The organism is Nocardiopsis sp. NPDC055551 (assembly GCF_053619415.1).
On sequence record NZ_JBSHJJ010000003.1, the window covers coordinates 163,806 to 177,089 of the forward strand.

General features: G+C 68.4%; 12 protein-coding genes. 6 read left to right on the forward strand and 6 right to left on the reverse strand.

Annotation, left to right across the window (positions count from 1 at the left end; all coding sequences use genetic code 11):
* Positions 1 to 103 precede the first annotated feature (103 nt).
* The gene (locus ACWGSK_RS07080) at positions 104 to 1,180 is read left to right on the forward strand and encodes a DNA primase (RefSeq protein ID WP_452455427.1); all 1,077 of its coding nucleotides are present in this window, start codon (positions 104 to 106) and stop codon (positions 1,178 to 1,180) included.
* A 420-nt stretch (positions 1,181 to 1,600) separates the two neighbouring features.
* A complete protein-coding gene (locus tag ACWGSK_RS07085) occupies positions 1,601 to 2,824 on the forward strand; it encodes a hypothetical protein (protein ID WP_452455428.1) in 1,224 nt (407 codons plus the stop codon).
* Between the two features lie 231 nt (positions 2,825 to 3,055).
* Here the strand turns inward: ACWGSK_RS07085 and bldC are convergent, their stop codons facing one another.
* Entirely contained in the window at positions 3,056 to 3,259 is a 204-nt protein-coding gene (gene bldC, locus ACWGSK_RS07090; RefSeq protein WP_013155387.1) for a developmental transcriptional regulator BldC, read from the reverse strand.
* 705 nt (positions 3,260 to 3,964) lie between these two features.
* Positions 3,965 to 4,798, reverse strand: a complete 834-nt coding sequence (locus ACWGSK_RS07095; protein ID WP_358503720.1) for a hypothetical protein — start codon at positions 4,796 to 4,798, stop codon at positions 3,965 to 3,967.
* Positions 4,799 to 5,051: 253 nt separating this feature from the next.
* On the opposite strand from ACWGSK_RS07095, the gene ACWGSK_RS07100 reads away from it, so the two are divergent.
* Entirely contained in the window at positions 5,052 to 5,279 is a 228-nt protein-coding gene (locus tag ACWGSK_RS07100; RefSeq protein WP_358503717.1) for a DUF3073 domain-containing protein, read from the forward strand.
* Positions 5,280 to 5,430: 151 nt separating this feature from the next.
* Here ACWGSK_RS07100 and purM read toward each other — a convergent pair whose 3' ends face one another.
* From purM to ACWGSK_RS07115, 3 genes are all read right to left on the reverse strand, one after another.
* Positions 5,431 to 6,507: a phosphoribosylformylglycinamidine cyclo-ligase gene (gene purM, locus ACWGSK_RS07105; RefSeq protein ID WP_358503714.1), complete on the reverse strand. Its 1,077-nt coding sequence runs from the start codon at positions 6,505 to 6,507 to the stop codon at positions 5,431 to 5,433.
* A 124-nt stretch (positions 6,508 to 6,631) separates the two neighbouring features.
* Complete coding sequence (gene purF / locus ACWGSK_RS07110; RefSeq protein ID WP_452455429.1) at positions 6,632 to 8,128, reverse strand: amidophosphoribosyltransferase; 1,497 nt, start codon at positions 8,126 to 8,128, stop codon at positions 6,632 to 6,634.
* Between the two features lie 54 nt (positions 8,129 to 8,182).
* On the reverse strand, positions 8,183 to 8,626 hold the full coding sequence (locus ACWGSK_RS07115; RefSeq protein ID WP_358503708.1) for a sterol carrier family protein: 444 nt from the start codon (positions 8,624 to 8,626) through the stop codon (positions 8,183 to 8,185).
* 432 nt (positions 8,627 to 9,058) lie between these two features.
* On the opposite strand from ACWGSK_RS07115, the gene ACWGSK_RS07120 reads away from it, so the two are divergent.
* On the forward strand, positions 9,059 to 9,676 hold the full coding sequence (locus ACWGSK_RS07120) for a DUF47 domain-containing protein (protein WP_067600200.1): 618 nt from the start codon (positions 9,059 to 9,061) through the stop codon (positions 9,674 to 9,676).
* Positions 9,677 to 9,759: 83 nt separating this feature from the next.
* On the opposite strand, the gene ACWGSK_RS07125 is transcribed toward ACWGSK_RS07120, so the two are convergent.
* Complete coding sequence (locus ACWGSK_RS07125; RefSeq protein WP_452455430.1) at positions 9,760 to 11,322, reverse strand: PucR family transcriptional regulator; 1,563 nt, start codon at positions 11,320 to 11,322, stop codon at positions 9,760 to 9,762.
* A gap of 143 nt (positions 11,323 to 11,465) precedes the next feature.
* Between ACWGSK_RS07125 and ACWGSK_RS07130 the strand changes: the two genes are divergently transcribed.
* Together ACWGSK_RS07130 and ACWGSK_RS07135 are read left to right on the forward strand one after the other, a co-directional pair.
* On the forward strand, positions 11,466 to 12,734 hold the full coding sequence (locus ACWGSK_RS07130; protein ID WP_358503701.1) for an NAD(P)/FAD-dependent oxidoreductase: 1,269 nt from the start codon (positions 11,466 to 11,468) through the stop codon (positions 12,732 to 12,734).
* Positions 12,735 to 12,809: 75 nt separating this feature from the next.
* Positions 12,810 to 13,259, forward strand: a complete 450-nt coding sequence (locus tag ACWGSK_RS07135; protein ID WP_358503698.1) for a GreA/GreB family elongation factor — start codon at positions 12,810 to 12,812, stop codon at positions 13,257 to 13,259.
* The last annotated feature ends 25 nt before the right edge of the window (positions 13,260 to 13,284 follow it).

A 13,284-nucleotide genomic window follows, 5' to 3' on the forward strand; every position in this document is an offset into this window, starting at 1 on the left:
TCGCGACTCCGTGTTCCGAGACCTTCCCACCCGCTTTTCGGTGGTGAAACGCGTGGCCAGGCCGACCCGAAACCGGGTCGGACGAATCCGAATGAGGATTGTCTTGCGTAGAACCCACAGCATCACCGCGCGTCGTGTCCTGCAGGGAAGTGCCGCCTTCATCGGTTTCGGCGCCCTGAGTCTGGCCGCCGCCATGCCCGCCCAGGCCGACACCGTTCTGTACGGTTCCGGCACCGCCTCGGTCTATGGCGAGGAGACCTACCTGGAAGGCACTCAGCAGGGTCAGGAGGGTTCGGCCGCGGACAACCACTCCTTCCAGGCCGAGAGCTTCCTGACCATCGACGCCGACACCGAGGTCCGGGTGGACGCAGCGGGCACGCACACCAGCGTCGCGGTCAACAGCGCCCACGCCCGGCTGACGCTGGAGGACGTCCTGGACATCATGAGCGAGGCGGACACCGAACTGCTGGCCTCCGAAGGCGACGTGACCACCTTCTCCGAAGACGACGCCGTCGAGACCTTCGAGGACCAGGACCTCCTCATCGACGTCGAGTTCAACGACGCCACCATCTCCGTCACCAAGAACTGGGACGGCACCCACACCACCGACTTCTCCCCGGGCACCGTCCAGGAGAACGTCAATGAGCTGGGCATCGACATCACCGTCCTCAACGAGGAGGGCGAGGGCGAGTTCGACGACCGGTACGCGGAGGACGTCGTCTGGGACGGTGCCTTCAACATCCTCTACGCCGAGTTCGACGCCGGTGTCCTGGGCGGGATCGACTTCTACCTGGCGGAGGCCGTCGCGGCCACCACCGACGGAGACCTCGGTGGCGACGACGATGACGACGACAACGGCGGTGGCGACGACGGCGGCGAGGACGGCGGGGATGACGACGGCGACGGTGACGAAGGTGACGGTGACGAAGGTGATGGTGACGAGGGCGGCAGCGGCGGCGAAGGAGACGACGGGAAGGACGACGGCAAGGAGCACCCCGGGGACGGTGACAAGAGCGACGGTGAGCAGGGCAAGGACGAGGACCTGGCCCGCACCGGCGCGCCCATCGCGGCCCTGATCGGCGCCGGTGTCGCGCTCGCCACCGGTGGTGGCGCCGCCGCCTACCTGGCCCGTCGCCGGAAGAGGAACGGTGACACGGCCGAGGAGACCGATGAGGGCTGAGTGAGATCCGTCGCCCCGGACGGTTCCACCGACTGATGGTGGGATGGTCCTGAGGGCCCTGGGAACCCCGTGGTTCCCAGGGTCCTTCCTTGCGCTCGAAGGCCCGCCGAACCCGGCCCGTGATCGCTCCGCGTCCACCGACGGTCACCCCATGGTCATGGCATCGTCGTCGGCGGAACGGTTTCCGTTTCGTGATCCAGGGGCTAGGCTCGCGGTGTGGACCGCCATGCGCACAGGTGTTCCATCCGACCCGCTTCCACCCGATCGCCCACCCAGACCGGTTCGAGACCCTCCTCGGATCTTCACGAAACACCGCGCCCGGCCACCAGGTCGGAACGTGTCCCCGGTTCCGGTGCATCGTCGCCGGGGCGGCGCCGACCCTCGGGTCGGGCATCCCCCAGATACAACAGGAGTGTTGTGGTGACTCCCGCCGTACCGTCCGCCCGCCGACTGATCGCCGGCGGAACGCTGTTCGTGGCGCTGGGCGCGTTCGGTGTGGCCTCCGCGGCCCCGGCCTCCGCGAGTCCGCTGGTCTGGGCCAGTTCACAGGCCTGGGTGGCCGATGGCGATCTGGTCACCGGGTACTCCACCGCGATCAGTTTCGGCGGGGAACGCCAGGACGAGTCCACGGCGGATCCCCTCCTCGGCCCGTTGGCCGGGTACGCGCGGGTCCAGGGCGAGAGCCGGACCATGGTGGCGGACGGGACCGGCGCGAGCTCACAGGCGAGTGTGGATCGGGCCCGGGTCCGACTCGGGGTGGAGGATCTGGTCGACCTCGGCATGATCGACCTGCCCGACGGTGTGGAGGAGCCTTCCCCGAGCCCCTCGGACGGTTCCGAGGGTGGGTCCCCGGCCCCGCGGGACGACCCGGCGGAGAACGAGAACGACGGCTCGCAGGCTCCACCCGATCGGGATCGGCAGCAGGCCGACGAACCCACCCCGGACACACCCTTCGAGGAGCCTTCTCCCTCGCCCGGCGAGTCCCCGACCCCTGAGGACGTGGTGATCCTCGGCGAGGATGGGTCCGAGAACGTCTCCACCGACGGCAACTCGATCGAGTTCACCCTTGAGGACGTGCGGTCCACCGCGGCCGCGGACTACGACGGCCGGACCGAGGCCACCCTGGAGTACGGGGAGTTGACCGCCTTCGGTGCGCCGATCCCCGATTTCGAGGGCGAGTACACCGCCGAGGACACTCTGGAGGTCCTCGACGCCGATGGCGAGACCGCCGAGGAAGTTCCCGTCAGTGTCCGCTTCATCGAGCATGAGAGCGGCTTCGAGGACGACCAGGAGGGGTGGCGGGGCGAAGGTGTCCGCTCCGCCCTGACCGTGTGGGTCCAGGTGGGAGACCCCGCCGACGAGAACGGGTTCGCGGTCGACTTCGCGGACGCGTGGGCGATCGGTTCCACCCACACGACCGAGCTGGAGAGCGATGATGAGGGCGGCGAACGCGCGGAGCGCGGCGAGCGCGGGGAGAAGCCCGAGGAGGAGGCGGCGGCTCCGAGCCGTCGCCTCCTCGCGACGACCGGAAGTTCGATCGCCGCGTTGATCACCGCCGCGGTGGTCGCGGTGGGTGGTGGCGCGGCCGCGACCTTCCTGGCCCGCAAGCGCACCACGGCGATGGACGATCGTATCGAGGACTGATCCGACCGGTGTTCCGGTCGAACTCGGGGGACCCGTTCCGGACAGGGTGGGCGAGGGCGAGGGTCCAGGTCGTCCCTGGTCGGATTCGTCCTGTGCGGCCCGCCGGCGGGCCTTCGAGCGCATGAGAATGAGCGGGTCACCCCGTCTAGGTGACCCGCCCAGGTACTTCTTGTCCTCAGTGGCCGGAGCCCGTCCGGCCGCTCCCCCCGGAATCGGCACAGACCGGGGAGATCACTCCGTACGCTGGCTCGGGATACCGGCCAACAGAGCGCGGACCTCGGTTTCGCGGTAGCGGCGGTGGCCGCCCAGGGTGCGGATCGAGGTCAGCTTGCCCGCCTTGGCCCAGCGTGTCACGGTCTTGGGGTCCACGCGGAACATGGTGGCAACCTCGGCGGGGGTCAACAGGGGTTCCGCCTCGGGCGTGCGAGTTGACATGTGTACGGCCTCTCCTCCTGGATCTGTGTGCCGATCCTTGAGCCTTTTTCCTGGCACTTGGCCCGGATGTCCAGTATGTCGTCTAAGTCCATACTGGCATCACCCGAGGTGATTACGCGACCACTCCAAGCAACTTTGCACGTGGGAGGCCCTCGAAAGCCGCCCGTGATCGCGTCACGCTAAGTGATTCTAGCGACACGTTTAGTGGCATGTGGCGTATTCGGTCAAAACTTCGTTCTCAGGCCTCGTTTTTCTCGATCCGGAGTGCCCGAAGTGCTAGGGCAGACCTGACCGAAACCCGGATGCCGAGCTCGGGGGAGAGGGCGGAGCCCTTGATCGGTCGCCTTCTGGAAGGAGATGGGCGGTTTCGCGCCTCAAGTGCTCGTCCGCTTCGGCCAATGGGTCGGGTTACGCGGATTCGCGGTGTGGCAAGGGTTTCTCGATTACTCAGAGTGCACTCGGTAACCGACTCACTACAGTCTACGTCGATCCCTATCGGGCGTTATGCCCAGTTTCACTACCCTTGATGTCGTGGGCGAATGGAACCGGGTTCCACAACGCCGTCACGTGCGGAAAGAGGTTCGGTGCGGGGCGAGAAACCTGGTGTACCAGGTTGTGCTTCGGCGTGGCGTTCCACCGTTTCCGGCCTGGGATGACGACAACACCGTCATGGCCGTCCACGAAAACCTGATGGGTCCATGACCCTCAGTTGGCGTGCTCCAGGGCGCGCACAGACTTCCAACGTCGGGTGATGCGTTGGCGCAGTTCCACTACGCGGCCCCCGTCGCCCTTGGACAAGGCCTCGATCGCGTCGGAGATCTCCGCCACCGAGTGATCCTCGCTCAGGTGGTCGTCGCTGAGCAGATGCGGCAGCCCCCCGTAGTCCAGTTCCAGTAGGGAGTCGGGATGGGCGACCGCCTCCAACCAGTCCACGAGCCGTTCGGTCGACCCCGAGACCGCGTGTTCGCCGATGTTCTCCCGCAGGATCGTCACCGTGTGCTCCAACCGCCGCCGGGCCTGCGAGGTGTGCGTCAGATACAGCAACGTCCTGGTGGTGTCGGCCGACAGCACCAGGCAACGCTCCTGGTGTTCGAAGGGCACGAACCACGGCACCGGTATCGTCCACGTGCTCGACAGGATGAACGGCCTGGTCTGCGCTCCAGACTCGCGCCACTGCCGGTAGCCGGTCTCCACCCGTGACGCCTCCCGCCTGGGCACGAAGGCCTCGACGAGGGGCTTGGGCATGTCCGTGGCGAACTCGTCGAAGGAGCGCCAGCAACGCAGGCGGGTCTGCCAGGGGCACACGTACAACCGCTCGTCCACCCGACGCAGGTAGGCGTCCCCGCTCTCCTGGGCGGGAGCGACGATCGGAGGAGTGCCGATGGTCCGCCCCAGGTTCTCCGCCTGTTCGGCGGCCAGGGCGTTGATCCGCTTGGGCCTGTCCTCGGACGAGGCGTATTCCTCCCAGTACCTTCGGTCACGCGGGGGGAAGGACGCGATCGGTTGGTAGACACGTAGGTACGCGGTGTAGGGCAGCACGATCGCATCGTGGCACAGATCGTTGCCTCTGACACTCACCGTGAGAAACGCCTGACAGGACGGGCTTTCGTGCATACACCACACCCCTCACCCCCGGGTGGCGTAGGCACGGCGCGGTCCGACCAGGTACGGTTGTGTGTGTACGTAAGCTGGCGCCGGCCGTCAGTCGCGTTTGACGGCCATCAGCCTGGTACTGCGGGTTAGTAAGTGATCTGGGGTTCGTCGGAACCCAATCGTTGAGGGGGTCGAGCCAATGGGGCGCGGCCGAGCCAAGGCCAAGCAGCAGAAGGTCGCCCGGAAGCTCAAGTACAGCACCGGCGGGACCGACCTTGATCGGCTGCGGTCGGAGCTGGGTGTCGCTGAGGATGAGGGGTCTCCCTCCGGACCGTCGGGTCCGGACGATCCCTACGTTGAGCCTCACGATGACCTGGTCGACCGTTACGCGGATCTTGCCGATAAGTACTCGGACTCCGACAAGTAGTCACACGTCGCCGAGACTTTCAGGTCGCTCGGAATCAATCGCTGACCTGTAGCGGCCACGGCTTCCCATCGGAAGCCGTCGCGGACAGGTGGATATAGCCGGTGCGAACCACGCAGGTGGTTCGCACCGGCTATATTCGCGTCCGTTTTCCTCACGCTCGCCGGTACTCGCCCGTCAGGGTCGCGAGGCCGGCACCGTTCTTCGCGGCGTTCTTCACGGTGCCCAGACGCCAGGCCGGGACATCCCGTTCGGCGAGCACCTGGAGCGCGCGCTCGGCGTCCGCCTCCGCCACGACCGCCACCATGCCCACACCCATGTTGAAGGTGGCCTCCATGTCCTGGCGGGAGACACCGCCCTTGTCGGCCAGGTAATCGAAGACCGGGAGCGGCGCCCAGGTGGCACGGTCCAGTTCGGCTTCCACACCCTCGGGCAGGGACCGGGACAGGTTGGCCGCCAGACCACCGCCGGTGATGTGCGAGTAGGCGTGCACCTCCACCGCCTCGGTCAACGCCACGCAGTCCTTGGCGTAGACCCGGGTCGGGGTGAGCAGGACCTCGCCCAGCACACCGCCCAGCTCCGGGACCTCGGCGCGCAGGTCCAACCCGGCGGAGTCCACGATGTGACGCACCAGCGAATAGCCGTTGGAGTGCGGACCGGACGAGCCCATCGCGATCACGACGTCGCCTTCGCGGACCCGGTCCGGGCCCAGGATGGCGTCGCCCTCGACCACACCGGTGCCGGCGCCGGCCAGGTCGTACTCGTCGGCCCCCATCGCCCCCGGGTGTTCGGCGGTCTCCCCACCGACCAGCGCGCAGCCCGCCTGGTGACAACCCTCGGCGATCCCGCCGACGATCTCCGCGATGCGCTCCGGCACCACCGCGCCGGTGGCGATGTAGTCGGTCATGAAGAGCGGCTCGGCCCCGCTGACCACCAGGTCGTCGACGACCATCGCGACCAGGTCGATGCCGATGGTGTCGTGCTTGTCCATCTGCTGGGCGAGCATCAGCTTGGTGCCCACGCCGTCGGTGGACGTGGCCAGGACCGGGTCCTTGTACTTGGCCGTGTCCAGGCGGAACAGGCCCGCGAAACCGCTGGCGTCGGTGACCTGCTCGGGTCGGCGCGTACGCGCGACGTGACGCTTCATCAGGTCGACGGCGCGCTCACCGGCGGCGATGTCGACGCCCGCGGCCGCGTACGCGCCCGTCGTCCCTGTGCTGTCGGCTGCCACGCGAGTTCTCCTCGTGTATTCGGATGATCTGCTCGGTTCGTTCCGCCGCCCCTGTCGAGGGCACGCCGAAGGATCCGGCCGGACAGATGAGCGTGCGGTGGGCGCGAGGGCCCGCCGCACGTGACTACTTCTGGTTCGATGCCAGCGTGGAACCCTCGGGGGTGCCGCAGGCCTTCTCCAGCAGGTACTTGCCCTGGGAGTCGGCGTCGACCTGGAGTGGGTACACCCCGTCGAAGCACGCGCGGCACAGTTGGTCCTTGGGCTGCTCGGACGCGGCGATGAGCTCGTCCAGGTCCACATAGGCCAACGAGTCCGCGTTGACGGACTCGGCGATCTCCTCCACCGACAGGTTCGCGGCGATGAGCTCGGCGCGGGTGGCGAAGTCGATGCCGTAGTAGCACGGCCACAGGACGGGTGGACTGGAGATGCGCACGTGCACCTCGGCGGCCCCCGCGTCGCGCAGCATCCGCACCAGGGCACGCTGGGTGTTGCCGCGCACGATCGAGTCGTCCACGACCACCAGACGACGGCCCTCGATGACCTCGCGCAGCGGGTTGAGCTTGAGCCGGATGCCCAACTGGCGCAGGGTCTGGCTGGGCTGGATGAAGGTGCGCCCCACGTAGGAGTTCTTCACCAGCCCCTGGGCGAAGGGGATACCGCTGGCCTCGGCGTAACCGACGGCCGCCGGGGTTCCGGATTCGGGGACCGGGATCACCAGGTCGGCGTCGACCGGGTGCTCCCTGGCGAGCCGGCGACCGACCTCCACCCGGGTGGAGTTGACGTTGCGCCCGGTGATGCTGGTGTCGGGACGGGCCAGGTAGACGTACTCGAAGAGGCAGCCCTTGCGTTGGACCGGGGCGAACCGGCGGGAACGGACCCCTTCGCCGTTGATGATCAGGAGCTCGCCGGGGTCGATCTCCCGGACGAACTCGGCACCGACGATGTCCAGCGCGGCGGTCTCACTGGCCACGACCCAGCCGCCCGCACCGGAGGTCTCGCCCAGACGACCCAGTACGAACGGACGGATGCCCTGGGGATCGCGCGCGGCGTACAGGTTGTTCTCGTCCATGAACACCAGGGAGTAGGCGCCCTTGACCTGGGGGAGCAGATCCATGGCCGCGTCGTCCGGCGACTGGCCGTCCTTGGCCCGGGCCGCCAACAGGTTGGTGAGGATCTCGGTGTCCGTGGTGGCGCCACGACGCTGGTCGGGCAGCATCGCCGCCAGCTCCGCCGTGTTGATCAGATTGCCGTTGTGACCGAGGGCCAGACCTCCCTCGCGTGCCGTGTAGAACGTCGGCTGCGCGTTCTCCCACACCGGCGACCCGGTGGTGGAGTACCGGCAATGACCGATCGCGAGGTGGCCTCTGAGTGAGTCGAGCGTCGCCTCGTTGAAGACCTGGGAGACCAGTCCCATGTCCTTGTAGACGACGATCCGCTCTCCATCGCTGGTGGCGATGCCCGCGGATTCCTGGCCGCGGTGTTGGAGCGCGTAGAGACCGAAGTAGGTGAGTTTGCTGACTTCTTCGCCGGGTGCCCAGACCCCGAAAACGCCGCAGGCGTCCTGCGGGCCGCGTTCGAGCGGATCGAGGTCCATGGAGAGCCGGCCGTCGGAGTACGACACACGCACAGCTTAACGGCTGGTCGACCGTGGCCGATCAACCGGGGTCGAACGTCCCTATTCGTCCGTCCATAGGGGCAGGTGTCCGGACAGGTCGGAACGTACTCCGCCGGCGCGCACGTCGTGACCGTCGACCGCACCCTCCCAATCGACCCGGCCCAGGGCCAACCGCAGCCAGGTGAGCGGGTCGGTCTCGACCACGCCGGGCGGGGTGCCACGGGTGTGCCTGGGGCCCTGGATCACCTGCACGGCCCCGTAGGGCGGCACCCGCACCTCCAGGCTGTGCCCCGGGATTCGGTCGGCCAACACCGCCAGGCTGCACCGTACGGCGGCTTTGAGCAGCGCCCTCGGCGGATCCTCCAGCCGTAGGGCCAACCGCGCGGACGTGGCCACGGCCTCCTCGTCCGAACCGGGGAAGGCGGGTTCGCCCAGGACGGCGAGTTGTTCGTCCAAGGTGGCGCGCAGGCGCCGCACGGAACTCGGGGTGAGCGCGGAAGGCATGCCCGAAGCCTACGGGGGTAAGGACCGATATTCGGATCGCTCGCTCATCGCCCCGGTGAACCAGGGGGGCACTTGTCATGTCGAGGGGTTGCCTCCAAGGTGGACATCGAAGGCGAAGGGGGAGGGATGTGGTCCCATCTCCACATTTCCAGGTGATTCCTGTCTCAACGCACGGCTGGCCGGCGGGAGCCTGGACGCGGTAGCGTCCCGATGCGTCCCGGTGTCGTTGAGATTGGGAGGATTGCGAAGGAACCCATGTCCCATGGCGTTCCTCGCACCGACACAGGCAGATGAACGAGGGGTGACCCGAGCCGGACCCGCCTCCCCCATATAGGGTCCAGCCCGGACGAGTCCCACGCTGTCGCGCTGAAGTAGCTGATCAGCGCACTTAACATCCACCAAGGAAGACCACCGCACCATCGGGAGAACGACGTGCGCCTGCGCTTGCGCCCGCGTGATGACAGTTACTACGAGATGTTCACCGACTCGGCGAACAACCTGGTCATCGGGGCCCGCCTGCTGGTGGAACTGATGAGCGACGGGGCCGACCGGGAAGCCATCACCGAGAAGATGCGTGCCTGTGAGCACGCCGGCGATGACGCCACCCACGCCATCATGCGACGGCTCAACAAGAGTTCGGCACCTCCGCTCCACCGCGAGGACATCTACCGACTCGCCTCCAACCTCGATGACGTCATGGACTCGATGGAGGCCGCCGTCGACCTCATCGGGCTCTACGGCCTCGAACGCCTCCCCAAGGGCATCATCGACCAGATCGAGGTGCTCGAACGAGCCGCCGAACTCACCGCCGAGGCGATGCCGCGGCTGCGGACGATGAAGGACCTGACCCGTTACTGGATCGAGATCAACCAGCTGGAGAACCAGGCCGATCGGATCTACCGCAAGCTCCTCGCCAAGCTCTTCAGCGGTGAGTACGACGCCCTCACCGTGCTCAAGCTCAAGGACGTGATCGAGGAGTTGGAGACCGCCGCCGACGCTTTCGAGCACGTCGCCAACACAGTGGAGACCATCGTCGTCAAGAACGGCTGATCGTATTCTTCGGCTCCTCCGGAGCGTGTTCGGGCGCCCCGAGAAGCAGGACATGACGGCGCCCGAACGGGAACCCCCGGCGCTCAGGTGGGAGGTTCCGTGTAGGCCTCAAGGGTGATGGCCAGCGCCAACCGGGCGCGGGGGCTGTCCAGGGCCAACGAGGCGACCCCCGCCATCCTGCGCATCCGGTGCCGGACCGTGTTCGGGTGCACCCCGAGTTCCCCGGCGGCCTCGTTCGGGTCGCCCAAGGCGCCCAACCAGGCGCGCAACGTCTCCGTGTACCGGGTGCCGTGCTCGGCGTCGTGCGCGACGAGATCGGCGACCGGACCGTCGGCGGGTCGGCGCCCGGACAACGACGCCATGCGCAGCCGGTGCACCAGGACCTCGTCCCAGGACTCGTCGTAGGCCGGTACCGGGCGATCCACGTCGGCGGGCCGGGAGGCGTGCAGTGCGAGGCTCTCGTCGGCCTCACGACGGCTGGACGGCAACCTCGCCAGATCCGCCGGGCCACCGATGCCGGCGTTCACCGTCACGTGTGAGGGCAAGCCTCTCGTGGTCGAGTTCAGCCACTCACGGGCGGTTGCCGGATCGGGTCCGCACGGCAACACGGTGTACACGGTGCTGCCGAACACCGTGCTCCGACCGGGACGGGACCAGCCGAACCCGGTGGTGGCCCGCTCGAACGTCATCAGGGTGGCGGAGTGGCGCTCTTCGGGGGTGTGCGCCTGTAACGCCACCACCCGATGCGCCGTCGCGGCCAAACCCAGCCTTCCCGCCGCCTCCGTGGGATCCATGGCGCCTTCCAGCAGACGGCTCACCAGATCGGACTCCACCTGCCGTTCCAGATCCGCGCTCACCCTGGTGCGCAGCATGTGCAGGGCCACGGTCCGGGCCCCCTCGGCCAGCAGCGCCGAGCGTTCCTCCCCCAGTGGTCGATCGCACACGACCCACAGGGAGCCGAGGAACTCGCGACCCACACGAACGGCCACCGTGGTCCGTCCACCCAGGCCCAGAGCCGGTTCCGGGGGCAGGTGGAGCGGCTCGGAGGAGGACACCAGGTGCGCGGTCACCCCCGTGCGTTCCATGTGGCGTTGGAGCTCGTCCGGCACCCGCCGCCCCAGGATGGTGTCCAACCGGGCCCGGTCCGCGTCCGTCTGCCGCTGCGAGTAGGCCAGGAGGCGATAACGCGGGTCCTCGATGGTCACCGGCCCGTCCACCCGCTCCGAGATGGTGTCCGCGAGCGCGGGCAGGTCCGCCGGTCCGCGCCCCGCCTCGGTCTCGCCGCCCTCCAACACCAGCCCGTAGACCACGCCGGCCACCTGTCCCCAGGACACCGACGAGTCCACGACCAACAGGGCCACGCCCCGCTCGCGGGCGTTCGCGGCGGCCTCGGCCCTTCCGTGGTCCTCGACGGACTCAGAGGGGCGCACCAGCACCGCCACGGCACCGGCGCGCTCGGCCAGCTCCACCGCGAGCGAGGGGTCGTCCACGCCCACCGCCAAGAGGATGTCCCCCTCCTCTCGGCCGGGTGAACCGGGGTCATGCAGGGCCACCCCGCGTAGAACAGTGCCCGGGGTGGGGCGCGACCCGACCAACCTGGTTCCATAGGTGCCGAGGATGGTGACCAACCGGTCCAAAAGGACCACAGCGCCCCCTCCGTTGTTCCGAACTGACTTCAGCGTAGGTCGAGATTGTGCGTGTCGGACAAAGGGCGGCTCAAGGTTCCAGGGCACACTTTGGTAACAGAGGGCGAACCGCGCCCTCTTGTCGTCGTGCACAGGGAGAGACCATGGCCGGGAAGGGCGCGGATGTTCCGCGTACCGTCATCGTCGTCGGCGCTGGGATCGTGGGCCTGTCGACCGCTTGGTTCCTCCAGCGGTACGGGGTCGGGGTCACGGTGGTCGAGCGAGATACGGTCTCTTCCGGTGCCTCGTGGGGGAACGCCGGCTGGATCGCGCCCGGTCTGACCATTCCGCTGAACGACCCGTCGGTCTTCGGCCACGGGGTGCGCGCGGTCCTGGACCCGAAGTCCCCGCTGTCCATCCCGCCGACCACCGACACCGGGCTGCTCGGCTTCCTGGCCTCCTTCGCGTTCAACAGCCGCCGCTCCACCTGGGAGCGGGCGCTGACCGGCAACGCCCCGCTCAGCTCCGTGAGCCTGGACGCCTTCACCGAACTCGTCGAGGCGGGCGTGGGCATGCAGGACGGGCCCAAGGTCGAGGACGCGCCGGTCACCGCGCTGTTCAGTAGCGAGAGGCAAGCCGTCCACCTCCTCATGGAGCTGGACCAGATGCGGGCCTCGGGGCTCCCCTTGTCCTACACGGCGCTGGACCAGGAGGCCGTCCGGGCACAGAGCCCGTTCGTCTCGAACAGTGTCCGCGCCGGCGTCCGGATCAACGACCAACGGCACGTTCACCCGGGTCTGTTCACCCACGCGCTCGCCGACGCCGTGCGCTCCCGCGGGGGCAGCATCGTCGAGGGGTTCCGGGTCACCGGGGTGGAGACGAGCCGGGACGGTTTCCGTCTCCGCTCCGCCCATGGCGAGACCGAGACGGCGGACGCCGTGGTGGTCGCCACCGGCGCCTGGCTCGGCCGTCAGGGCCGCCCCTGGGGCGTCACCGTCCCACTGCGGGCCGGTCGCGGATACAGCTTCACCGTGCCGACCGACACACCGGTGCCCGGGCCGCTCTACCTGCCGGAGGCCAGAGTCGCCTGTACGCCACTGGCGGAGGGACTCAGGGTCGCCGGAACCATGGAGTTCCGCGACATCGAGGCCCCGATGTCGGAGGGACGCATCTCGGCGATCGCCTCATCGGCGGAACCATACCTGGCCGGGGTCGACCTGGCCGGTCGCACCGACGAATGGGTGGGGTCGCGCCCGGTCACCGCGGACGGTCTCCCGATCATCGGTGAGACGCGTATCCCCGGCCTGTACGTGGCCGGCGGACACGGCATGTGGGGATTCACCCAGGGCCCGGCCACCGGCCGCATGTTGGCCCGAGCGGTCGCCACGGGCAATCCGCCCGAGGCACTACGCCCCTTCGATCCACTCCGGTGAACGACCATCACGTCCACCGGGCGCCCCGCCGAATCGTCGGCCGGGCGCCCTTCCTCTTCCAAAGGGAGAAACACGATGTCCAACGACAGTCGCGTCTGGATCACTCCGGACGCCCACCGTCGGCTCACCGTGGAGCTGGCGGTCCTCCAAGGCACGGCGGAACCCGCCGAGGCCGAGAGCTTGGGGATCCACCTCGTGGAGGGCCCCGACGCCCGTGAGTCGCGCATCCACAAGATCGAGGAGCTCATCCGGGACGCCGTCATCGGTCAGGCCCCGCCGGACGACGGTGTCGCCGAGCCCGGCATGGTCCTGACCATCCGTTACGCGGACGACCCCGACACGGAGACCTTCCTGCTCGGCGCCCGCGAGGGTGTGTCCGGGGAGGCGATGAGCGTCTACTCGCCGAGCTCACCCCTGGGCCAGGCCCTGATGGGCGCCGCCCGCGGGGAGCAGCGCTCCTACAAGGTCCCCAGCGGCAAGACCGTGAGCGTCACCCTCGTCGAGGCCGTTCCCTACAGCGCCTGACCCGATAGGGCCGCCCGCCGAGGGC

What these genes read in the sequence shown, in the direction of transcription:
- bldC (WP_013155387.1), bottom strand. Translation starts at nt 3,259, where the DNA reads ATGTCAACTCGCACGCCCGAGGCGGAACCCCTGTTGACCCCCGCCGAG.
- ACWGSK_RS07100 (WP_358503717.1), top strand. Translation starts at nt 5,052, where the DNA reads ATGGGGCGCGGCCGAGCCAAGGCCAAGCAGCAGAAGGTCGCCCGGAAG.
- ACWGSK_RS07115 (WP_358503708.1), bottom strand. Translation starts at nt 8,626, where the DNA reads ATGCCTTCCGCGCTCACCCCGAGTTCCGTGCGGCGCCTGCGCGCCACC.
- ACWGSK_RS07130 (WP_358503701.1), top strand. Translation starts at nt 11,466, where the DNA reads ATGGCCGGGAAGGGCGCGGATGTTCCGCGTACCGTCATCGTCGTCGGC.
- ACWGSK_RS07135 (WP_358503698.1), top strand. Translation starts at nt 12,810, where the DNA reads ATGTCCAACGACAGTCGCGTCTGGATCACTCCGGACGCCCACCGTCGG.